At 64.6% G+C, this 22,448-nt stretch carries 21 protein-coding genes and 1 pseudogene; 17 read left to right on the plus strand and 5 right to left on the minus strand.

What is annotated here, in order from left to right; all coding sequences use genetic code 11:
- The first annotated feature begins 180 nt into the window (after positions 1 to 180).
- The 10 genes from ACFTZB_RS19305 (at position 181) to ACFTZB_RS19350 (ending at position 9,552) form a co-directional block, all read left to right on the plus strand.
- Complete coding sequence (locus ACFTZB_RS19305) at positions 181 to 1,542, plus strand: CpaF family protein (RefSeq protein WP_378433564.1); 1,362 nt, start codon at positions 181 to 183, stop codon at positions 1,540 to 1,542.
- Positions 1,542 to 2,417, plus strand: coding sequence for a type II secretion system F family protein (locus ACFTZB_RS19310; RefSeq protein ID WP_378433565.1), 876 nt, complete (start codon positions 1,542 to 1,544; stop codon positions 2,415 to 2,417). Before ACFTZB_RS19305 ends, ACFTZB_RS19310 begins: the two co-directional genes overlap by 1 nt.
- A complete protein-coding gene (locus ACFTZB_RS19315) occupies positions 2,414 to 3,313 on the plus strand; it encodes a type II secretion system F family protein (protein ID WP_378433566.1) in 900 nt (299 codons plus the stop codon). The genes ACFTZB_RS19310 and ACFTZB_RS19315 overlap by 4 nt, the downstream gene beginning before the upstream one ends.
- Positions 3,314 to 3,430: 117 nt before the next feature.
- On the plus strand, positions 3,431 to 3,688 hold the full coding sequence (locus ACFTZB_RS19320) for a hypothetical protein (protein ID WP_124390652.1): 258 nt from the start codon (positions 3,431 to 3,433) through the stop codon (positions 3,686 to 3,688).
- Positions 3,689 to 3,956: 268 nt separating this feature from the next.
- The gene (locus ACFTZB_RS19325) at positions 3,957 to 4,295 is read left to right on the plus strand and encodes a hypothetical protein (protein WP_244163443.1); all 339 of its coding nucleotides are present in this window, start codon (positions 3,957 to 3,959) and stop codon (positions 4,293 to 4,295) included.
- Entirely contained in the window at positions 4,292 to 4,744 is a 453-nt protein-coding gene (locus ACFTZB_RS19330; RefSeq protein WP_378433567.1) for a hypothetical protein, read from the plus strand. The genes ACFTZB_RS19325 and ACFTZB_RS19330 overlap by 4 nt, the downstream gene beginning before the upstream one ends.
- Positions 4,741 to 5,202, plus strand: coding sequence for a TadE/TadG family type IV pilus assembly protein (locus ACFTZB_RS19335; RefSeq protein WP_005560298.1), 462 nt, complete (start codon positions 4,741 to 4,743; stop codon positions 5,200 to 5,202). The genes ACFTZB_RS19330 and ACFTZB_RS19335 overlap by 4 nt, the downstream gene beginning before the upstream one ends.
- Complete coding sequence (locus tag ACFTZB_RS19340; RefSeq protein ID WP_378433568.1) at positions 5,199 to 8,348, plus strand: LysM peptidoglycan-binding domain-containing protein; 3,150 nt, start codon at positions 5,199 to 5,201, stop codon at positions 8,346 to 8,348. The genes ACFTZB_RS19335 and ACFTZB_RS19340 overlap by 4 nt, the downstream gene beginning before the upstream one ends.
- On the plus strand, positions 8,345 to 8,905 hold the full coding sequence (locus ACFTZB_RS19345; protein WP_378433569.1) for a hypothetical protein: 561 nt from the start codon (positions 8,345 to 8,347) through the stop codon (positions 8,903 to 8,905). The genes ACFTZB_RS19340 and ACFTZB_RS19345 overlap by 4 nt, the downstream gene beginning before the upstream one ends.
- 11 nt (positions 8,906 to 8,916) lie before the next feature.
- On the plus strand, positions 8,917 to 9,552 hold the full coding sequence (locus tag ACFTZB_RS19350; RefSeq protein WP_378433570.1) for a hypothetical protein: 636 nt from the start codon (positions 8,917 to 8,919) through the stop codon (positions 9,550 to 9,552).
- A gap of 909 nt (positions 9,553 to 10,461) precedes the next feature.
- Here ACFTZB_RS19350 and ACFTZB_RS19355 read toward each other — a convergent pair.
- Positions 10,462 to 12,333, minus strand: coding sequence for a zinc-ribbon domain-containing protein (locus tag ACFTZB_RS19355; protein WP_378433571.1), 1,872 nt, complete (start codon positions 12,331 to 12,333; stop codon positions 10,462 to 10,464).
- Positions 12,334 to 12,438: 105 nt separating this feature from the next.
- Positions 12,439 to 12,813: a hypothetical protein gene (locus ACFTZB_RS19360; protein WP_378433572.1), complete on the minus strand. Its 375-nt coding sequence runs from the start codon at positions 12,811 to 12,813 to the stop codon at positions 12,439 to 12,441.
- 153 nt (positions 12,814 to 12,966) lie between these two features.
- Here ACFTZB_RS19360 and ACFTZB_RS19365 point away from each other — a divergent pair, with 153 nt between their 5' ends.
- The 4 genes from ACFTZB_RS19365 (at position 12,967) to ACFTZB_RS19380 (ending at position 16,407) form a co-directional block, all read left to right on the plus strand.
- Positions 12,967 to 13,173: a hypothetical protein gene (locus tag ACFTZB_RS19365; protein ID WP_378433573.1), complete on the plus strand. Its 207-nt coding sequence runs from the start codon at positions 12,967 to 12,969 to the stop codon at positions 13,171 to 13,173.
- Positions 13,174 to 13,562: 389 nt separating this feature from the next.
- The gene (locus ACFTZB_RS19370) at positions 13,563 to 13,832 is read left to right on the plus strand and encodes a hypothetical protein (protein WP_378433574.1); all 270 of its coding nucleotides are present in this window, start codon (positions 13,563 to 13,565) and stop codon (positions 13,830 to 13,832) included.
- Between the two features lie 392 nt (positions 13,833 to 14,224).
- Positions 14,225 to 15,385 carry a site-specific integrase gene (locus tag ACFTZB_RS19375; RefSeq protein WP_378433575.1) on the plus strand — a complete coding sequence of 387 codons (1,161 nt, stop codon included), beginning with the start codon at positions 14,225 to 14,227 and terminating at the stop codon, positions 15,383 to 15,385.
- A 35-nt stretch (positions 15,386 to 15,420) separates the two neighbouring features.
- Positions 15,421 to 16,407, plus strand: a complete 987-nt coding sequence (locus ACFTZB_RS19380; protein WP_378433576.1) for a hypothetical protein — start codon at positions 15,421 to 15,423, stop codon at positions 16,405 to 16,407.
- A 181-nt stretch (positions 16,408 to 16,588) separates the two neighbouring features.
- On the opposite strand, the pseudogene ACFTZB_RS19385 reads toward ACFTZB_RS19380, so the two are convergent.
- Positions 16,589 to 16,913: pseudogene (locus ACFTZB_RS19385) on the minus strand (3,4-dihydroxyphenylacetate 2,3-dioxygenase); the annotation flags it as partial.
- Between the two features lie 516 nt (positions 16,914 to 17,429).
- Between ACFTZB_RS19385 and ACFTZB_RS19390 the strand changes: the two are divergent.
- The 3 genes from ACFTZB_RS19390 to fdhD are packed head-to-tail and all read left to right on the plus strand — an operon-like array spanning position 17,430 to position 20,775.
- Positions 17,430 to 19,721: an FdhF/YdeP family oxidoreductase gene (locus tag ACFTZB_RS19390; protein ID WP_378433577.1), complete on the plus strand. Its 2,292-nt coding sequence runs from the start codon at positions 17,430 to 17,432 to the stop codon at positions 19,719 to 19,721.
- 50 nt (positions 19,722 to 19,771) lie between these two features.
- Positions 19,772 to 19,939 (plus strand): hypothetical protein, encoded by a 168-nt coding sequence (locus ACFTZB_RS19395; protein ID WP_378433578.1) that lies wholly within the window; start codon positions 19,772 to 19,774, stop codon positions 19,937 to 19,939.
- A complete protein-coding gene (fdhD, locus tag ACFTZB_RS19400; protein ID WP_378433579.1) occupies positions 19,927 to 20,775 on the plus strand; it encodes a formate dehydrogenase accessory sulfurtransferase FdhD in 849 nt (282 codons plus the stop codon). The genes ACFTZB_RS19395 and fdhD overlap by 13 nt, the downstream gene beginning before the upstream one ends.
- A gap of 26 nt (positions 20,776 to 20,801) precedes the next feature.
- Here the strand turns inward: fdhD and ACFTZB_RS19405 are convergent, their stop codons facing one another.
- Together ACFTZB_RS19405 and ACFTZB_RS19410 are read right to left on the minus strand one after the other, a co-directional pair.
- The gene (locus tag ACFTZB_RS19405) at positions 20,802 to 21,983 is read right to left on the minus strand and encodes a thiolase family protein (protein WP_378433580.1); all 1,182 of its coding nucleotides are present in this window, start codon (positions 21,981 to 21,983) and stop codon (positions 20,802 to 20,804) included.
- Between the two features lie 72 nt (positions 21,984 to 22,055).
- Positions 22,056 to 22,295, minus strand: a complete 240-nt coding sequence (locus tag ACFTZB_RS19410; RefSeq protein ID WP_378433581.1) for a hypothetical protein — start codon at positions 22,293 to 22,295, stop codon at positions 22,056 to 22,058.
- Positions 22,296 to 22,448: the final 153 nt, after the last annotated feature.

Genomic DNA, 22,448 nt, shown 5'->3' on the forward strand with positions numbered 1-22,448 from the left:
TCGTTATCGTAAACCCCCCACCCCCACACCTACCCTTTCCCCCCGATCCGCAACCCCTACCCCCCCCCGCCCACCACCACCGGCCACCTCGGCACGGCGCCCCGGCCCGTCCCGACGACCGCGAAGGTCAAGGTCGATCGCGCCCTGGTCCGCGCTCTGCAGAAAGAAGCCGCGGAACTGTTGCGTGACTACCGGTCAGCGCGTGACCGCGAGCGCCACGACCCAAAGAACGCCGGCAAATACTTCGCTCCGTTCACTGAGGAGGAAGAACGCGAGTTCGGCCGTGAGACGATCACCGGCCTGGTCAAGAACCACGTCCAGAAGACCATCAACTCCGGTGGGGAAGCCTTCACAATCGTCGAAGAAGAAGCCCTGATCAAGGCCATCTTCGACGCGCAGTTCAACCTGGGCCCGCTGCAGGAACTCGTCGAAGAGCCGCACGTCACCGACATCTTCCTCAACGGTGCGGCCGTCTACGTCAAGTTCCCCGACGGACACTATGAACACCGCGACCCAGTGGTCGACACCCCCGAGGAGCTCCTCGAGTGGATGGGACTGCTGGCTTCGCGCGCCGACAACGGCGGTCGGCCCTTCTCCCGGCTCAATCCGTCGCTGCGTCTGACAATGCGCGGAGGCCACCGACTGTCGGTCATGGGCTACTCGGTCAAACGCCCCTCGGTGGCAATCCGCATCCACCGCCTCAAGAACATCGCCCTCGATCAGCTCGCCGTCGAACATCGGATGATGCCGATCGAGCTCGCGACCATCCTCTCGTGCGCGGTCCGCGGCGGTGCCTCGGTGGTCACCGGTGGCGGAATGGGCTTCGGAAAAACGACCTTCACGCGTGCACTGGCCAATGCGCTTCCTCTGCAGACGCGAATCGGAATCGCGGAAACCGAGCGGGAACTGTTCATCGACGAACTCCCTGGCCGCGAGGATTTCGTGGTCGACGCCGAGACGATCCTGGGTGGCGGAGAACGCGGTGCAGACGGCGAGCTCGCCGGCAGCTACACCCTCTCGGACATCCTGTACGAGTTCGTGCGACAGCAGCTCGACTACATGATCGTCGGTGAGGTAGCCGGTCACGAGATCCTCGCTCTTCTCAAGGCACTGCAGACGGCCAGAGGAGGGCTATCCACGACGCACGCGTACACCGCTCGCGGTGTCGTCGACCGTCTGGTGAACCTGGCGACCGAACCCCCGATGAACGCGACGGTGGACTACGTCGAACGCCAGCTCGCAGAGCACATCGACCTGATCGTCCAACTCGGCACGAAGGTCCGCGTCGATGGCGAAGGGTCGCGCACCTCGGTCCGGTACGTCGACGAAGTCGTCTACGTCGAGCCCGGCGACGACAAGAAGCCGTCCTTCTCCACGATCTACCGGGGATACTCGGACGGCACAGGAGAATTCGGATCGATTCCACAACCTCTGCTCCGCCAGCTGCTCGCCGGCGGATTCAAGCGAATCAACCTCCCCAGCGACAGACTTCGCCACTTCGACGAAGAACGCGACCTCTACGATGATGAAGAGGTGGCGTGATGTATCAGCAGATCGGCATCTTCCTGGTACTGCTGCTGTGCGCCGGGGTCGCCTGCATCGTCATCGGATGGAAAGACCGCCGCGATCCCACCGCGCCCACCCGTCAGCGCCGGCGCCCCAGCTCATCGAAGATCCCGCGTAGCACCCAGATCCTGCTCGTCGTGGGCTTCGCCGCCGGCATCGTCGTGTCGTCCCTCTCGGGATGGCTCTTCACCCTCTTTCTGGTCCCGGCGCTGCTGGTCGGCTTGCCGTACCTGCTCGGGCGCCCCGAAGCAGAACAGCAGATCAGTCGGCTGGCGGCCATGGATGAGTGGGCCCGCAACCTGTCCAGCAGCATGAAGGCTGGTTCGGGAATCGAGCACACCATCATCTCCACTCCGATCCCAGAGGCACTACGGGAGGAGATCACAGCGTTCATCAGCCGCCTGCGCAACAACGTCCCTCCGGTGGATGCAATCACTCGTTTCGCATCGGACCTCAACGACAGCGTCGGCGACAAGATCTGCGGAGCCTTGCTTCTGAGCATGCAACTGCGGGGCGTTGGACTTGCGGCCGTGCTCGAAGGCCTCGCCGAAGACGTCGGTGACATGGTCGCGCGCCGACGCCGCACCGAGGCCGACCGCAAATCCAGCCGTACACAGGCGAAATGGGTCACCATCATCGCAATCACAACACTCGCGGCAGCGTTCCTGTTCACCAACTTCATGGAACCGTACAAGTCGGGCGGAATGCAGATCGTGCTACTGATCCTGCTGACCCTGTTCGCGGCCGACCTGTACTGGATGAAGCAGGCCACCAAACCGCCGACCTACCCCCGCTTTATCGGCACCAATGATCGCGTCAACCGCACCGACCTCGTAGGAGCGCAGCGATGAGCATTCAGATGACGGTCATCCTCTACACGAGCGTCGGAACAATCGGCATCTACCTGGTTGCCCTCTACATCATGCGCGCACAACCCGCACTCAGCGATGCCATGGCGCGCCTGTCCGGACCGGCCCCGGAGCGCACAGCGACAACTGGAACCTCCCTGATCGACGGGATGGCGAACAAACTCGGCATCCGGGTCCACCCCTACCTGCAGGACAGCAAATTCTTCACGCTCCCCAACGCTGATCTCGCCCTGCTGCACCGAGATCCCGCCCACGTACTCGGGGAAAAGCTCGTCGCAGCACTGCTCGGACTGCTCATCTTCCCATTCCTCAACCTGGTCCTGACTGCATTCGGGGTCGGCCTGGGATGGTCCATCCCGGCCATCCTGTCGATTGCGACCGCCTTCCTGCTTTTCCTCATCCCCGACATCGAGATCCGGCGCCGGGCAACCGCGGCGCGAGCGGAATTCGCGCAGGCGCTGAGCTCCTACATCGATCTCGTCGCACTGTGCCGACGCGGTGGCATCGGCACCACCCAGAGCCTCGAGCGCGCTGCACAGGTGGGAGATTCATGGGTGTTCCTACGTCTCGACGAGGAACTGTACGAAGCCGGGCGCTCCGGCGAAGCCCCATGGAATGCCCTGACACGCGTCTCCCAAGAGCTCGGCCTGACCGAGCTGGGCGACCTGGCCGACATCATGAACATGACCGGAGACAAAGGCGCATCCGTCTACACATCACTGCGGGCAAAGGCCGCGGGCCTGCGATCCGCTCAGGCCAGCGCAGAACAAGGTGCGGCAGCGGAGGCCACCGAAAAGCTGGCTATGCCACTGGCCGGACTCGCCGGCCTATTCATCATGCTGCTGCTCATCCCGGCACTGACCATCATCACCGGCTAGTCCGATTCGATGGTGCCCGCCGGCGCCGCGAAGGAGCGAGACCCCCAGACCACACCGGCCACGATCATCCAGTCCAGCTGACCTGCTACACATCGACCGAGCCACAAGGAGCCCACCATGAGCATCACCACCGTCGCTACCGCCACCCGGCGCACCGCCCGCGAGGCCGTGACCTCCTACATCAGCCTCACGATGATGTTCGTCGCCGCACTGGCCGGCACCCTCCTCCACCGCGCCGGCGGCAAAGACTCAGACCGCGGACCCTCCACCCTCGAATACGTCTTCCTGGCCGTCTTGGTGGTCGGAGCCGCCGCCGCAGCCGGTGCGATCGTCGTCCGCAAGATCATGTCCCGCGCAAACGCGATCCCCGACTGAAATCAGACAGCGCTGCATCGATTGGAGAGACGGTGAGTACGTGACATACCTCGTGAGGGCCTTCCAGGCCGCTGCGATGGTGGCGGTCGCTGCGGTGCTTGTGCAGCTCGGAATCGATTCCTGGCCGTGGCCGTATATCCCTATTCCGTCCTGAAAAGCCAGCCGTCCAACAATAATCGGAAAGCAGACCATGGTCACACCGGAACAGTTGATCGACCGATGGCGCCGCGATGACCGAGGCCCGGCGACGCTCGTTACGGTCGTCGCGATGGTCGCATTCCTTCTGATCTTTTCGGTCCTGCTGCAAACCGCCCTGTTCTTCCACGGCCGCGACGTCGCCAACAGCTGCGCCGAAAAGGCACTGAAGAACACGAGATCCCAGTACGGCAACCAAGCGCTAGGAACAGCTGCCGCTTATGCCTGCATCGCCCAGGCAGGCACCGGTGACCTGCAGATCCCGGTTGTCCTCGTCAGCAAGAACATCCGCGAAACAACCGTCAACATCACCGGAAAGGCCCCGTCCCTCGTCCCGGGCCTCGAATTCCCCATCGTCGTCAACCACACCAAACCGACTGAACGCGTCACCAACCCGGGAGGAATCGGATGAGACTCACCCGATGGATATCCCGCGCCCACCGAGATGACCGGGGCGACGTCACGATCGAGCTGTGCCTCGCAGTTGTCATCCTGATCTTGCTCCTGGGCTGGATGTATGCGTACGGCGTCAACCGACAGGCGCACCAGAAGGTCGAACACGCCGCCACCGAGGGTGCCCGTGCAGCCTCACTCGCCCGCACCATCGCCACGGCCACCCCTCTGGCGTACCAAGCAGCGGCCGGCAGCATGGACGGACAAGGTCTCAAGTGCGCCACCATGAACGTCAACGCCGATACCAGCGGATTCCGCACCAGACCTGGTGTCCCCGCCACGGTCGAGGTCACCGTGACCTGCCAGGTCTCCTTCGACGCTCTTGGATGGCCCGGAGTCAATGGCGCCCGCACCGTCACCGCTACCGCAATCTCGCCGATCGATACCTACCGGGAGCGCACACGATGACCAACGCCCTGCGTAAGCGACTCGCCTCCCGACTGCCGGAGGAGCACCGCGACAAGGGTGCCGTCACCCTGATGACGGTGGTCTTCGCCCCTGTCCTGATCTTTTTCGTCTGGGGACTGATCGTCGACGGTGGCGGCATGCTCACCGCTGACCAGCGAGCCGACAACGTCGCCGAGGATGCCGCCCGAGCAGCCGGTCAGCAGATCATCGGCTCGGTGAGCGCCCGCGGCATCGACACGGTCGTCGACCCGGTCCGCGCGACGGCAGCCGCCAAGAGATACCTGTTCGAGGCCGGCGTCGACGGCGACGTGATCCCCACCGGCCCGCGCACCCTCCTGATCACGACCCGCATCGTCTACAACTCGAAACTTCTGCCATACCCCAGAACGAAACTGCTCGTCGGTACGGCCGCTGTGAATCTCAACCGCACCAACGCCGGGGAGGTGTACATACCGTGAGCGCAAACGCCGTTCGGTCCCGCCTTGCCGGACTCGGCTACCTCCTGATCCTGGTGCTGCTTGTCGCCGGGATCCCGGCTGCGCTCTGGGCGCTGCGCGGCAATCCGCTCGACATACCGTGGTCGGATTTCGAAGGTTTGCTCGCGAGTCCAGATGACGGCAGTCTTCTCATCGCCCTTCTTCCCCTTGTTGGCTGGGCGGCCTGGGCCACCTTCACCGTCCCGATTCTGCTCGAACTCGCCGCGACACTGCGTGGCGTCAAAGCGCCGAAGCTGCGCCTTCTTCGCTCACAACAGCGGACGGCGACGTTCCTCGTCGGCGGCGCTCTCTTGCTCCTGACCGCCGGAACCGCCACCGCCGCACCCGTCCTGACCCAGCCTGCGGACGTGAGAAGCACCTCTCCGTACGCGCCGCACTCGCAGCAGGAAGATCCGAGCGCGTCACCGCAGACGCAGGTGGATCCGCGGGCTACCCGTCCGGCGGTACAACCGGTGGGGGCGACAGTGACGACCGTGCGGGGAGACACCCTGTGGGGATTGGCCCAGCAGCATCTCGGAGAGGGCCGCCGCTACGCCGAGATCCTGGCCCTCAACCGGACTGCTGTCCCCGAGCCAGGGTTTCTGGCCGAAGGGTTGACCCTGCAGCTGCCCGCATCCCAGCCCGAGGTGATACGCGGCGCCTATACGGTCAAACAGGGCGACACCCTGTGGGATATCGCCGAGCGCGAGCTCGGTGATCCTTTGCGTTTCAAGGAGATCACGACTCCCGACGGCACCCCGGCTGGCGAGCTGATCACGGTCGGCCAGCAATTGATCATGCCCACCGCCGCCTCCGCGGCGGCTGACGCTACGCCGGCGCCAGCCTTGGTGCCGCCGGCCGATGCGGCTCCGGCTCCCGCTCCTGCCCCGGAAGCTGCCCCTGCTCCCGCTCCGACCCCGGAAGCTGCTCCCGCTCCGGCGCCCGCGCCTGTGGATGTCGCCCCCAACTGGAAACTCGACCCCGTCGAACCCCAACTGCCTGCCGACCTCCTCACTAATGACGCGCCGGCAGAAACCGATACCGAGGACGGCTCATCCGACGTCGTGTTCATCGGTCTCGGAATCTCAGCGGTTGCCGCAGCTGGGCTCACGGGGCATCTCGCACTTCGTCGCCGCAAGCAACAACACCGCCGCCGCCGCGGCGAGCGCATCGCCCTTCCCGCCGAAACCGCGATCCAGACGGAGCACGCACTCACCGCCGCCGCTGACCCGCTCACCACCACCCACGTCGACATCGCATTGCGGCACCTCGCGCACCACTGCAGGTCCACAGGTACCGCTCTGCCGGGCCTGCTGACGGTATTCGTCGGTGACAACGACATCGAGCTCGGACTCGTCGAACAGGTCTCACTCCCCGCGCCGTGGACACAGATCGACGACACCACCTGGGCAGTAGACCCGAGAGCGTTTCCGCGCAGCGTTCCCGAGGCCGAGATCAGTCCGTACCCGGCACTGACGGCAGTCGGAACCAGCGACGACGGTCGCGACCTCTTGCTCAACCTCGAACAGATCGGCCACCTCGCCATCAGCGGCACCCCGACTGCAACAGCCGGGGTGCTGCGTGCGCTCGCCGTCGAACTCGCAGTCTCGCCCATCGCCGACAGCCTCCACCTCAACCTCGTCGGATACTGCGCCGACCTGCCGGAGGCAATCGACAACGGCCGCATCACCCACTCCGAGGACGCCGACACGGTACTGACGACACTCGCCAATCACCTCGAACTCGACTCCGAAATCCTCGCGGACAACGACATCGAGTCAATCGCGCAGGCACGCACGTCGTACACCACCAGCGAGCTGACCGCACCCGAGATCGTTCTGATCGCCGATCCGGTGACCGAGGCACAGGCCGAGCTACTCGCTGGCATCGCACGACACGCACCCCGAATCGCGTTCGCCGCAGTGACCACCGAAAGCGCACATACCAACGCCACATGGACCCTCGAGGTCGACGACAACGGCTCGGCCGTCCTTGCTCGTCCAGGAATCGCGTCGGCCAGCATCACAGTGACCACCCTCGACGAGGAGAGCTACGCGTCCGTCCTAGACCTCCTGACCACCACCTCACGCGAACCTCGCATCGCCCACACGGGCGATAACCCTGACATTCGATGGGAAGCAGCCCGTCTCGACAATGACATCTCGACCTATGAGTTCATCACCAGCTCCGATCCCGCCACCTTCAGCGTGGTCGGGAGCGATGACCTCGACCACGCCGTCGACCGCCCAGAGCCGTCCGATTCGGATGAGATCACCGCAGAAGGCGAGCTGCCGGAGGCGGATCACATCTGGATCAGGCTGCTCGGCGAACCCGCCGTCACACCCCCGTCACCAGGGCCAGCCGAAGGCCGAGAGAAGAGCCTGACCGAAATCGCCGCGCTTCTCATCACCTCTGATGGCGGAGTCCTCGCCGCGGACATCGACAGCAAAATCTGGCCCCATGACGTCGAAGCCGCCAGAACCGGCACAGCCGAGCAGGAGAAAGAAGCGAAAGCCCGGCTCCGCCGGCGCCGCAACGAAGCGCTCTCTCGCCTACGTAAGTGGCTCGGTGACACCGAGACCGGTGAACCCGCCCTCATCAAGTCCGGAGATCGAACCGGCCGGACCCCGCAACGACTCCACGACGCCGTCACGACCGACTGGGACTACTGGCAGGAACTCGTCAACGCCCATCCCGCTGACGTCGACACCACCCGGCTATCCGCCGCACTAGCCCTGGTCACCGGCCAACCTTTCAGTAGCGACGACCCCACCGCCTACGGGTGGGCCGACCACACCAAACAAGACATGATCTCCGCCATCACCGATGTCGCCGAGGAACTCGCCACCCGCTACATCCGCGGCCAACAAGTTCCCCAGGACCTCGCGGCTGCACACACCGCCGCGGAGACGGGCCTCAAGGTCGACATTGTCCACGAAGGGTGCTGGCGTGCGGCGATCATCGCCACCCACTTCTCGGGTGACACCGAGACCACCCAAAGGTTGATCGATCGCATGATCACCGAGCTCGACGCACTCGAAGAAGAGCCCGAACACGAAACCAAGATGCTCTTGAGTCAGCTCGACTCCACCTACGGGAGCCACTACCGGATCGGAGCAGCATCATGACGCGCCGCATCGCCGCACTGGCGACACTCACTGCCGCGATGTACCTGACAGCCAGCTGCAGCATACTGACCCCACAACCGGTCACCCTCGAAACCAGCACCGGACCCACGTTCACCGGACCGCCCGGCTCCGGAAAGTCCCCCGAGCAACAGGCCGGTGAAGCCGCACTGGTGAAGGTCAACGAGTACTACACGGTGCTCGCGCGACTGAGTGCCGATCCCGCCGCCAACCCCGCAGATCTCGACAATGTCGCAGCCGGCAACTTCCTCCAATCGACAAAGCGGGACATCACCGCCCATCGCATCGAGGCGAACGCAGGCGAGATCAAGGTTCTCAAGAACACCATCACCCGCCACAACATCCCGATCGACGAAAACGGCATCCCTACGCCCGGCACCGCGACCATCGAGATGGACGTCTGCCTCGCCCCCGCTACCGACGTTCTCGAGCTCGGGAAGCCGATCCTGACGAACACCGCTTGGCCCGACCCAGCAGGATGGAGAGTCACAGCCGACTACACACTGCCCGGTACGCCCTGCAACGCCGGACTCTTCTAGGAGATACGACTATGGCACACACCACCATCCGCCGAACCGCCGTCGCCGCCTTGGCTGCCACGACCCTATTGGTCGGCGCGACCGCCTGCTCTGACACCGGCGCGGCGGATCCAACGGTAGAGCTCACTGCCACCGGTGACCCGGCGTTCGAGGGTCCCGACGGCGCGGACATGTCGAACAAGACTCCTGACGAGTTGGCACGTGAACAGGCGCTCGCCAAGGTCAACGACTTCTACGCGGTGTTGGGAAGCGTTGAAGCGGATCCCGGCGCGTCCACAGATACGATAAATGCAGTGGCTGCAGATCCGGTCCTGGCTGGCCGGGTAGGTGACATCACACTTCGTCGTTCGCAAGGAATCACGAGCTCAGGAGCGATTACCGTTGTTGCATCGTCGGTATCGGACCTGAGTGTGCCTGTGGACAACGACGGTGAATCTCGCCCGGAGCCTGCTTGGGTACACGTTCGGGCGTGCACTGACATCTCCGGTTGGACGACTTCCTACCCGGATGGAACGAGTGCTATGAAGCCCGACCGCGGTCGGTTTGAAGCCACGGCAATCACAGTTCGGAATCCCGCTTGGCCGGATGCGAATGGCTGGCGTGTCACGAGCCAAACAGTCGAAAAGGTGCCCTCATGCGACCAGTAGCGCGAGCATTCTTGACTGCTTCCCTGGTATCCGGAGTCCTAATTGGAGGCAATCAGACTGGTTCTGCCCAGCCGAGTGTCGGTGGAGGTGGAGCAGACGTATCTGTGGCGCCGGGCGGGGCGAACGTGACCGTCCAAGGTGGCTACATCCAGGTGCCCTCTAGCTCGCCTGAACCCAGCGGCGGTTCAGGTGCTTCTGGAGGGGGCCCCAGCGCGGCGGGCACTGGTGAAACTGGTTATGGTGGCGGCGATCTTGCTGCCGCTCCCTCAGGTCCTCCAGTTCGGGAACAGCTGAAAGCGTGCGGCCGATTCACGGACTGCGTGCCGTTGAGTCCGAATGTGGGGATGCCAGCGACTCCCGTCAGCATGGCCGAAGTCATGAACACAGTGGGTATTGCGATCACAGGCATGCAGCTTGAAGAACCGCCGATGTGCTGGACGCCAGAGCCCGCTGACTTCCCAGGCGGCCGCACCGGGTTAGTCGGTAGATACGCGTGGGCATGGCTCTGTGAACCTCGCGAGTCGACGATGGGTCCGGTCAATAGAGTTGTCCCCGGACCAGGAGGTACCCTCGTGACAGCCAACGCTGTCAACACTTCAATTATCGTCAACTGGGGCGATCAATCACTTCCGACCGTATGCCCGGGTGCGCTACTTCCATTCACGCCGTATACCGACATCGTTGACGCAAGTCCGCTCACACCGCCGAGTGGCATGCCGTCACCGACTTGCGGACATCACATAGAGAAGACGTCGATCTCGGAACCTGGCGGAACCTTCAAGGTTTCGGTAACCTCGGCATGGGTTGTCACCTGGACTGCAACGGGGCCCGGTTTCGGAGCAGGGGGAGTTATACCTGTTCCGTTGACATCTAACTACCAACAAAGGATCGGGGAGTTGCAAGTGCTCGTCACTCCGAACTGACAGTGTTCATCGATGGTCCCTCGATTATGCGGATCACCTGTGATGCAACACTGGTCGGCGGCTCATTCCACTGTGCGTAGATAAGTAACCCTGGTGTTTCCGGGAGTTGCTTGCTGGCGTAGATCTCCCGAATGCGGATGACGCTGTATCCGATCGACATCAGTGTGTTGGTCTTTGCAATGTCTCGTTCAAGACGGTCTTTGTGCCAGTACCAGCCATCATATTCCACGATCGTTCGCAGATCAGGAATTAGCAGATCGACTTGGCCGCGTGCACCCGGAATGCTTGTTGGCCCTAGATACGGTATGGAGAAGTGGGTGGCGATTCTGCTGCAGACGGCCGCTTCGCGGCGAGACGTGTTCTTAGCAACGCATCGCGCGCATCCCTGGTTCTCGTGGGCTCGTTTGTTTGGGCTGGTATACCATTGGTGGCCTTTGTTGCATTGCCACCACACGCGCCTATTGCAGCCGCTCGTTATCTGAGTTGGCAAGAGCGGATGATTGCGGTCGAACATCCACTCGGCCAACAAGTGTGGATGGTTTGAGGCCAGGTCGTTGAACCCGTGAAGCACCTGTCGGTTCGCGCATATCGGGCAACCTTGGCCGGCACCACTCCGCTTGTGGACACTGGTTTGCCACTCGTGGCCTAGCGAGCACATCCACCAGATCTTTCGGTCACTGCCGTGATGAACATCGGAAGGTTTGAGTTCATTGCGTGGATGCCAGTCTTTTGCCACGTCGGGGCGCTGCGATTCCAGGTCGTTGAAACCGGCAAGCACGACGATACCGCAGCAGACCGCACATCCTCGTTCGCTCGTGATGCGGTTGTTAGTCGAGCATTCCCACTGGTGGCCGAGTTCGCATCGCCACCACACCTTCGTCATTGAACCTTTGGTGACTTCGGTAGGCGACAACGAGTTGCGTTCGGGATGCCAACTTGCGGCGACCGCAGGATGCGTCGTTTGTAGATCATTGAAGCCTTTGAGAACTCGCTGCCCCGCGCAGTATGGGCATCCGCTACCACCAGTCACATGGGCGATTGTCGCGCGATATTCGTGTCCGAGGTCGCAAGTCCACCAAGCTTTCTGGTTGCTCATGCGTGCGAATTTTGATGCAGGGGACTCGTTGCGCGTGCTCCAGTGGGCTGCAACATCAGTTTCGGCAACAGACACCCGTCCGCGGCGTTTGATGCTTGCTTGCTCTTTTTCTCTCTTTGCCTTTCGTGCGAGCTGTGAGCAGACTTTGCAACCAACTCCTCGTACTCGGGTGCGAACCATGGCTTGCCAGGCATGACCGTGAGCGCACTTCCACCAGATCATTCTGGTGGAGGCGGCCTTGACGTGCTCCGGACGTGTGAGGTTGAGATCCTGGTGCCATTCGGTTGCAAGGTCTGGATGTGTTGTTGCGAAGTCTGTTTCTCCGGGGTCTGGTACTCGTCCGGAGCACACAGGGCAACCGCATCGCTTTGAAGCTCGTTGCACGACGGGCGCGGACCACCGGTGGCCCTGTCGGCAGACCCAATGTGCCCTGTATCCGCTTCCGGGGGTGACTTCAGTGGGGCCGCGATCATTCTGGACGATGTCCCATTCTTGCGCGAGCGAGGGGTGCAGAGAGGCGAGGTCATTGGTCCCGATCTCGACCAGTTTGCCGGCGCAGACGGGGCAGCCTCGGCCGACGGTTCGCTTCTTGATTGGGGCCTCCCAAGCGTGCCCCTGATCGCACTTCCACCAGGCGCGGAAACCACTGCCAGGACTGAACTCGCACGGCTGCCGCGTGTTCCTCATGGGATGCCATTCGGCCGCGACCTCCGGCCGGAGCGTCGCGAGATCGGTTCGGCCGGGTATGACGCGGGCAGGCATAGAAGGTGATCCTTACGTGTGGGTACGACAAGGCGGGGTTCAGGGAAAGTGTCGAAGAGCAGGGATCGTCATCGAAGTTCGTACAGAGTCGATGGCGATGGGGGCCTACGAGGGTGGCGCAGTTGTTTTCGCTCGGAGTCGGTGAGCGATGGAGGGGATGTCGCTGAAGCTGCGGTGGGCGTCGTAGCCGGAGCGGAATGCGAAAAGGCTATGTCTGCGGATCGCGCGCAGGTCGCACCGTTCATCGACGGCGTAGTACTTCAATGCGTCTTTGGGGGCGGGAATCGCGTGGTGGTAAGCGAAGGCGACTTGGCAGGCGACCTTCAGGAGGTCGGCGATGTGTTGGGCGGTGCTCGCAGCGGTGGTGATGTCGTTAGGGAGGTTGTAGCGGACCAATGCGTCGAGTTGGTCGGCGAGGTCGATAGCTGCATTACAGGCGAGTTGGGCGCTGTGGTCGACGTCGTGTGCTGCGACGGCCATGGGTTCCCCTCCTGCCTGTGCACGAGTGCGGGGGATCTTCGCTGGCATGAAGTCCACAGTATGCCAAATGGGTTTGTCATGCCAAGTCTATTTGGCTATTGATGCAAAACTGGTTGGCCAAACGAGTGCACCTACCCGGATAGGCTTTCGAGCATGGATCGACTGGACCGTGCCGTTGCCGATTTCAATGCTGCTTTGGCGGCGGTTGAGGAAGCGCGCGCCGAGTTGCATTCCGCGATCGTGGGTGCGCTTGATGAGGGGGTCATCCAGGCGGAGATTGTGCGTCGGACTGGGTATACAAGGGAGCGGGTACGTCAGATTGCGCGTGCTGCTGGTCGTGAAGGCGGCCGGTCGCAGTGACCCCGGCATCTCAGTCAGTACAGAGGTACTCACCAGATCGCCGCGTCACTCATGATTTGTGCGGGGTCGGTGCTGTAGGAAAACATTTCCGCAATGTCTCTCTGAAAAGAGCAGGTGACCACACTTTTTTCTCTGCAGAACGCCACGCCACCGGAGCGCCTCGACCGTGGATTTCGTGCAGGTGGAGGCTTTCCCGGCTCAGTGCAGGTGGCGGACGACTCAGTGAAACTGGCGAGGCGCTCGATTGTCCGGACTCATCACATCTGATGCCGACGCAGTGATTCTGATTCCGGACTCCCGGCCAGCGCGCCCGATGGTGAATGGCCGTGACGCGCCGGCACCCTGGCGGGCTCGGTAACAGCACAGCCGGCGTTCGCGAAGTTGATCTTGTGCGAACACTGATACTGATCGGAACGGCCCTCGGACTCGGTGCAGGCCTGGTGTGTACCAGCCTGTTCGCCTGGTGGCTGTCGTACCCGGTGCACGTCTACACCGCCGGCTACGAACCACTCGGCGCCGACGTGACCACCGGGCAGATGGAATCGGTGAACCCCATCCCGTTTCTCGCGGCCGGCCTGATCATCAGCGCGGTCCTCGGCGCGATGTCCGGTCTCGTTGCCGCGCGCCGCGGGTGGCAACTGATGCGCCCCACCGGCTGATCACCGGCGCATCGGGTGGGGAATGGGCGTCGTCTGGCCCATGCGGAATCTGGAGGGATACAGCCCGCGCGGGGTAGGCGACCCCGACGGCCGACGGGGGGATGCGGTCGGTCAGGGGCCGGGCTGCCGATTCGAATGAATCTGCAGCCAGGACTGCGTGTACACGACCCGTTCGGCGGCCACACACCCCACGGTTCGTCGGGAGGCGACTCCGGGCGAGCACGTGGTGGATCCATCGAATCTTCCTCCTGCAGGCGGAAAGCTGCTGTTACCGCGGTGACTAACCCGGGCGGACATCATCGCGCGAGCACGGTTCTGTTTGGCGAAAATGCCACGTCGTGCGATGTTTTCGGCACGTGGCTTGTCGGTGGCGGCCGGTAGATTCGAGAGCTGTGACGATCGAACAGACCTCCCCGCCGCACGTGACCGCTGCGACCGTGTCGGAGTGGGCCAGTGCACCGGTGTTGCCGGAGGCGACGGTGTCCCGGATCGCACAGGCGGTGTCCACCTCCCGCGCCGAGGGCACCCGCCGCACGTATGCGTCGGCCTGGCGACGTTTCCAGGCCTGGTGCACCACGCACGGGCACACCGCGCTGCCGGCGCACCCGGTGACCGTCGCCGCCTACCTGGTCGACGCCGCCGACACCTACGACACGGCCGGGGAGCGGGCGTACGCGCCGATGACATTGGCCCGGTGGGTATCCGCCATCGGCCACTACCACCGCACCGCCGGCCACCCCACCCCGCACACCCATGACCTGGTGCGCTCCACTTTGTCGGGGATCCGCCGCGACTACGCCTCGAACGGAGACCGGCCCCGCAATCCCCGGGCTCCGCTGCTGGTCGACGACGTCGTCACCATCGTCCGATCCGCCCGGCAAGCTGTTACCGGCTGGGCGGCCGACGTACACGAACGCCGCGACACCGCTCTGTTGCTGATGGGATTCGCCGGCGCCTTCCGGCGCAGCGAACTCGTTGATCTCACCTGCGGGGACGTCACCGTGCACCGGCTCGACGGGGTGCACGTGCGATTGCGGCGGTCGAAGACCGACCAGGAAGGGATCGGGACGGTGCGGGCGTTGCCGTTCACTACCAGCCATCACAGTTGCCCACCGTGCGCGTACGTGCGGTGGGCGCAGGTCGTCGCCGCATACGACATCGCCGCCCGACCCGGGGTGATCCGGTTGCTGCGCACTGCCTCACCGTTCGAGCATCATGTCTGCCGAACCGGGTTGCCGCGGATGCGGGCCCGAGCACCGTTGTTCCGGGCGATCGCCAAGAACGGCAACCTGTCCGACACCGCGTTGTCGGGGGCGTCGGTGCACGCGGCGATCCGCCGCCGCGCCGCCGCGGCCGGCTACGACGAGAACCTCGTCGCCCAGCTCGGTGGCCACTCGCTGCGGGCGGGGTTCGTCACCCAGGCGTTCCGCAACGGCGCCGACGCGCACGCCATCATGCGGCAGACCGGACACACCAACCCTGCGACAGTGGAGCTCTACGCCCGCGAACACGCACCCCTGGTTGGAAACGCAGTCACTGAGATCGGCCTCTGACCGTGTACGTCGACTCCGCCACCAGCACACCATCGGTGGGTAACAGCACGGACCCGGTGGTGCCCCGTCGGTATCGGTACGACTGGGCGCTGTTCGCCGACTGGTGCGAGGCCTGCGATTACCGCGTTCTGCCGGCGCATCCGTCGGTGTTGGCGGAGTTTCTCGCCGATCACCCGGCGGCCGACGGGACGCAACGTCGCCGGGTCGCCGCGGTCAACGCTGTCCACGCTGGGGCTGGGTTGCCGGCGCCGGGTCGCGCGGAGGCGATCCGGCAGCTGCTCAGCATTGCGCGTGCGGACCGGTTGGCCCGGGTGGAGGAGCGAGTGGCGCAGGTGGTGCCACGGCTTCCGGTGACCGGGTGGCCGGGCGGGTTGTTCGGCCGCCGCGACGCCCTCATCCTCACTCTGGCCGCAGCCGGGTTGAGCTTCGAGGAGATCGCCCGACTGCGGCGCACCGATATCACCGCCGAGCGTGACGCGCTGGTCGTCAGGGTGGGGGAGAGCTGGGTGTGTGTCGACGCCGAATCCGGTATCGAACCTATTGCCGTGTATCGTAATTGGGTGGAGGTCCTCGGCTTCCTGGACCAGTATCCGAGCACCCAACTCCTCGCCGGCCGCCTCGACAAAGGTGCGAGCCTATCGGCTTTCGCGGACAGCGCGCGCCGCGACGAACAACCACTACTCACACCCATCGACCAGTGGGGCCACACCCCCTACGACCCGACTCCGCTGACCGGGCACTCCATCGCCAGCCTGGTCCGGGCACACCTGGCCGGGCAGGCACCGGTACACAAGCGGCCTCCAACCAGGCAGCCCCCGACGAAGTCAGGCGAGGACGCACCGGTCGAGGCCGTTGTGGATATCGAGCTGGATCAGGGCTACTACGAACGCGGTATCGCCGCCCGCCGAGGAGCCCACACCCACCTCGAGGACGTCACCGACATCCTCGACGGCATCGAAGACGAAGCCGACAAACTCCTCGCCGACCTACTTACCATCCTCGACCGCACCGAAATCGACTGACGGAGAACTAGTCCCGACGCAGCGGATAGCTTCGCCTCTTGGCAGCTTGAGGCCTAATGAGTTGCCCGGGTGCCGCAGAATCGGACTCTAAGTGTCGGATGTGCAGGGGAGGTGAGGTGAGGGTGCCGCCAGCAGTGGTAATAGAACCTGCTGGCAGCGCCCAGAACTGGCTACAGACCTGCTCACCCAGTTTGAACTCACAGAGTTCGTTGGTGCGTGTGTAGGAGAATCCGTCGGCACCGATGGTGACCGCCGCCTCGGAAGGATCATCGCGTTGGACGAGTTCCTGGATGTGGCCGTCGAGGTCAAGAACCGGGGAGGCGTCGCTGTACCAGGAGGGAACTACAGCCGTTCCCCACCAGTCGCGGCGCTGATTGTCGTGGGCGTCCCATGTCAGGGTGGGTGCAGTCCCGGTTGTCCGGGTCGCCGGTGTAATAGTCCTGGGTGTAGCTCTCGATTCGGTGCCCGTCCGGGTCGCGCAGGTAGAGGTAGAACGCGTTGGACACGCAGATATCGCGTCTACCGGAGCATCTCCGTTTCGACCCAGATCAGCGGTGTCGCGCTCTGTTCCGACTAACCGACTTCGCCGTGGCCTCCGAGGGCTGTGTGTTCGACAGTTCCGGCAACGATGCCAGGGCAATGATGTCACGCGGCAACATCGGTGGATCGAACGGCGAGTCGGCGTTGGCTCGCGGAGGACTGAGGGGTAGAAGGTGTGGACGGTCAGGATTCGACGATCCTCGAAGTCGCGTGTCGCTGGTTGCCGTATGGAGGGCCTCCGTCCGAAGAAATCCTGGTCGACTTCGGTATGACGGAACTCCGATTCGATCAGCACCTCGTCAGAATTCTCGGCAGTGTGTCCTCCCGTCATCTCGCACCCGGTGACCGGGCCACACTGCACGAGCAGCTGCTGGAGCGGCGTGAACGAAGACGACGTTCGAACGCTTCCGTCCACTAGTCGCCCGGTCCCGACTCCCATTCTCTTGGCCGCCTTCAACGAAAGCGCTGACATGCCCCACCACATGCCCGATATCGACGAGGACGATGTCGTCGTCACGCACGAGAAGTCCTATGCGGCGGGTGTTCCTGCGGTGTTGGTGTCGCTCAGGCGTGGGGTGGAGCAGATGGGTCCGGTGCGTACGGCGCGGACCTTCTTCCGGTTGAATCAGCGGCACGGGTTCGACTGTCCGGGGTGTGCGTGGCCGGAGACTCCGGGGCACCGTAAGCATGCGGAGTTCTGTGAGAACGGGGCGAAGGCGGTCGCGGAGGAGGCGACGACCCGGACGGTGACCCCGGAGTTCTTCGCCGCCCATTCGGTGGCGGAGTTGTTGGGTCGGACCGAGTTCTGGTTGGGGCAGCAGGGCCGGCTGACGCATCCGATGGTGTTGCTGCCGGGGGCCACGCATTACGAGCCGATTGGGTGGGATGCGGCGTTCGCGTTGATCGCGGGGGAGCTGCGGGGTCTGGGGTCGCCGGACGAGGCGGTGTTCTACACCTCCGGGCGCACCTCCAATGAGGCGGCGTTCGTGTATCAGCTGATGATCAGGGCGTTCGGGACGAACAACCTGCCGGATTGCTCGAACATGTGCCACGAATCGTCGGGTAGTGCGTTGGTGGAGACGATCGGGATCGGGAAGGGCTCGGTGTCGGTCCCCGACCTGGAGAACGCCGACCTGATCCTGATCGCCGGCCAGAACCCGGGCACCAACCACCCCCGGATGCTCTCGACCCTGGAGAAGGCGAAAGCCAACGGGGCGAAGGTGATCGCGATCAACCCGCTCCCCGAGGCCGGGCTGCTGCGGTTCAAGGACCCGCAGAAGGTGCACGGCGTCGTCGGTGACGGCGTGCAGATCGCGGACGAGTTCCTGCAGATCCGGATCGGCGGCGACCAGGCCCTGTTCCAGGGGCTCGCGAAACTGGTCCTCGACGCGGAGGACGCCGCCCCCGGCACAATCCTCGACCACGACTTCCTACGCGAGCACTGCGCCGGGTGGGACGACTACGCCGCCCACATCCGCAACACCGTCGACCTGGACACCGTCATCGCCGCCACCGGCCTGACCCTCGAACAGATCCAGGCCACCGCCGCTACGTTGATCGCCTCGACGAAGACCATCATCTGCTGGGCCATGGGCCTCACGCAGCAGACCCATGGGGTCGCCACCATCCAGGACGCGGTCGCCCTGCTGCTGATGCGCGGAATGATCGGCAAACCCGGGGCCGGGGTATGCCCGGTCCGCGGGCACTCCAACGTCCAGGGCGACCGGACGATGGGCATCTGGGAGAAGATGCCCGAATCGTTCCTGGCCGCCCTCGACGCCGAATTCGGCATCCGGTCACCGCGTGAACACGGGTTGGATGCGGTCGACTCGATCAGGGCGATGCGGGACGGGAAGGCGTCGGTGTTCATCGGGATGGGCGGCAACTTCGTCTCCGCGACCCCGGACACCGACACCACCGAGGCCGCGCTGCGGGGGTGTGCGCTGACGGTGCAGGTGTCGACGAAACTGAACCGGTCGCACCTGGTGACCGGGCGGACCGCGCTGATCCTGCCCTCGCTCGGCCGCACCGACAAGGACGTCCAGAACGGTCGCAAGCAGCAGGTCACGGTCGAGGATTCGATGTCGATGGTGCACCTCTCGCGGGGCAGCCTGCCGCCGGCCGGTGACCAGTTGCGCAGTGAGGTCGCCATCGTGTGCGGGGTTGCGCTGGCGTTGTTCGGGCCGGACCATTCGGTGCCGTGGGCGGAATTCACCGCCGACTACGACCGCATCCGGGATTCCATCGCCAGGGTCATTCCCGGGTTCGAGGACTTCAACACCAAGGTCCGCCAACCCGACGGATTCGGGTTGCCGCACCCACCGCGGGATGAGCGCCGGTTCGTCACCGAGACGGGGAAGGCGAACTTCGTCGTCAACGACCTGTCCTGGGTGCCGGTCCCGCAGGGGAAGCTGATTCTGCAGACGATGCGGTCGCATGATCAGTACAACACCACCATCTACGGTCTTGACGACCGCTACCGCGGCGTCAAGGGCGGACGGCGGGTGCTGTTCATCAACGAACTCGACATCACCGCCCTCGGGTACGCGGCGGGGGGCCGGGTGGACCTGGTCTCGGAATGGTCGACCCCGGACGGGACGGTGGAGGAGCGGCGAGCGGAGGATTTCCGGTTGGTGCCCTACCCGACCCCGCAGGGGAATGTCGCGGCCTATTATCCGGAGACGAATCCGCTGATCCCGCTCGATCACGTGGCCCGCACATCGAACACCCCGGTGTCGAAGGCGATCACGATCCGCCTCGAGAATCGGGTCTGACTTCATCAATGTGAGCCCCCGGCAACGAGGGGTCTCGAGAAGGGCCAACTGTGCTGTCGCTCATCTTGCACGCGTTCGCGGCGTTCATCTACCTGTTCGTCCGCAACGTCGGACGCCGCCCTCCCCACTTCGACTCACCGTCCGGCACACGCGAGGAGGCCAATGCCACGGTCCGTAGTCGACCGGCGCCGGCGAGGTGGTCGCAGTGGGCCGAGTAACGACGCAACGTCCCGTCAACCGCATCGACGGTGAGCAGCGGCGCACCCGCATCGATACCCTGGTCGTCGAGGAGCCCCTCGAGATCCGGGTGAACCGGGTGCCGCTAGCGGTGACGATGCGCACCCCTGGCTCGGATATAGAACTGGCGCAGGGGTTTCTGCTGACCGAGGGGATCATCGCCGACCGCGCCGACATCGCGTCGATTCGCTACTGCAACAGCGTCGACGACCACGGTGTCAACACCTACAACGTCCTCGATGTCGACCTGGCACCCGGGGTGCTCCTGCCCGACACCGGCCTCGAACGCAACTTCTACACCACCTCCTCGTGCGGCGTCTGCGGGAAGGCCTCGCTCGATGCGATCCGGCAGCGCACCAGGCATTCGCCGGCCAGCGACCAGGTGCGGGTCGACACGACCACCATCGCGGGACTGCCGGACCGGTTGCGGGCGGCGCAGAAGGTGTTCGACACCACCGGTGGGCTGCACGCGGCCGGGTTGTTCACCGCCGACGGGCAGTTGCTGGCGGTACGGGAAGATGTCGGTCGGCACAATGCCGTCGACAAGCTGATCGGCTGGGCCATCGAACAGGGCTGGGTTCCGTTGCGAGGCATGGTGCTTCTGGTGTCCGGGCGGGCGTCGTTCGAGTTGGCGCAGAAGGCGGTGATGGCGGGGATCCCGATCCTCGCCGCCGTGTCCGCGCCGTCGTCGCTGGCGATCGACCTCGCCCACGACACCGGGCTGACCCTCATCGGGTTCCTCCGTGGCACCACCATGAATATCTACACCCACGCCGCCCGCGTGACCGAGGCCTTGACGGTGGCCCTACCTGACTGACGTCGCGCGGTCACCGCCCCTGTCGTTCAGATGCGCTTGAAGAGTGCGGCGAGGGCCTGGCCGCCGCCGATACACATGGTGACGATGCCCAGTTCGAGGTCGCGGCGCACGAGATCCTTCGCCAGGCGCAGGCTCAAGATCGCACCGGTCGCCCCGACCGGATGCCCCAGCGCGATCGCACCGCCGTACGGGTTGGTCCTCTCCGGGTTCAGCTTCGCGTCCCGTATCACCGCAACCGCCTGCGACGCGAACGCCTCGTTCAGCTCGATCACGTCGATGTCGCCGGGGGTGGTGCCGGTCTGCTCGAACAGATTCGCCAGCGCCAACACGGGGGCGTACCCCATCAGCGCCGGGTCCATCGCCGCCGTCGCGACGGCCTCGAGCGTCACCAGCCCGGTCAGACCCTTCTCCCGCGCGGCGGACTGCGTGGCCAGCACCAGGGCCGCGGCGCCGTCGTTGATACCGGACGCGTTGCCCGCGGTCACCGACCCGCCCTCCTCGAACACCGGCCGCAGCTTCGCGAGGGTCTCGAGGGTGGTGTCGGGTTTGGGGTGCTCGTCGACCTCGACCGTCCTCGGGCGGCGGCCCCCGATCTGCACCGGGGTGATCTCCTCGGCGAACGCGGCCTTCGCGGCGTCGGAGGCGGCGCGGCGCTGGGATTCGACGGCGAACTCGTCCTGCTGCTCCCGGCTGACGCCGTAGGTGCGGGCGACGGCCTCGGCGGTGCGGCCCATGTGCACCCCACCGAACGGGTCGGTGAGGATCGCGACGGTGCCGTCGACGAGCTTGCGGTCACCGAGCTTGTAGCCGGAGCGGGCGGAGAAGTCGTAGAACGGCATCCGCGACATGCTTTCGTCGCCGCCGGCGAGGGCGAAGTCCACCCCACCCCAGCGCATCTGCTGCGCCGCCGACCACACCGCCTGCAGACCGGACCCGCACAGCCGGTTGACGGTGTACGCCGGGGTCTTCTCGGGAAGTCCGGCGGCCAGGGCGACGCGGCGGGCGTTGTAGGCGTCCGGTCCGACCTGACCGATGCAGCCCATCACCACCTCGTCGATGTCCTCACCCGCCACCCCGGCACGGTCCAGGGCGGCCTTGGCGGCGGTGGCACCGAGTTCGTGGGCGGGCACGTCCTTGAACGCACCACCGAAGCTGCCGATCGGGGTCCTCGCGCCGTCGACGACGACGATCGGTTCAACAGAATTCATGGGGAGACCTTCTTCATCGTGCGTGTTGAGTGTGCCGCTGGTGCCGTAGCCCCTGGCAGGGGGAGGCCGATGTCACACGGGGGAAGCCGTCACGTGTGTCAGTGCTGCTTGGCGTTCAGCGAGGTGTAGCCAAAGCTTGCGTCGCGTGTCGAGGGGAATGTGCGAGGGATAGTCGTCCAGGATCCGGCTGAGCTGCTGCTCGTATCTCCTACTCGTCATGCCGAATTGGGTGAGTAGTTCCTCTGGCGGGGGAGTGCCGTAGGGCAGCCATCGGCAGGCGAATTCGACGATCGCGGAATCAAAGCTGTTCATCACACGGGCCCGTCCTTTGCAGTTCGGCGCTGGGATCGGCGCCGAACTCAGTGTGTGTCGGTGCGTGACGAAATGGTGCCGGCGCCACGATGTCGGGACGAATGCGGCGGTACTGTAGCTGTTGTCCCGGACCGCTGGATCGGTGTGATCGCG

Source organism: Rhodococcus sp. NPDC057014 (assembly GCF_042673295.1).
In the GTDB taxonomy this organism is placed as follows: Bacteria; Actinomycetota; Actinomycetes; order Mycobacteriales; family Mycobacteriaceae; genus Rhodococcus_F.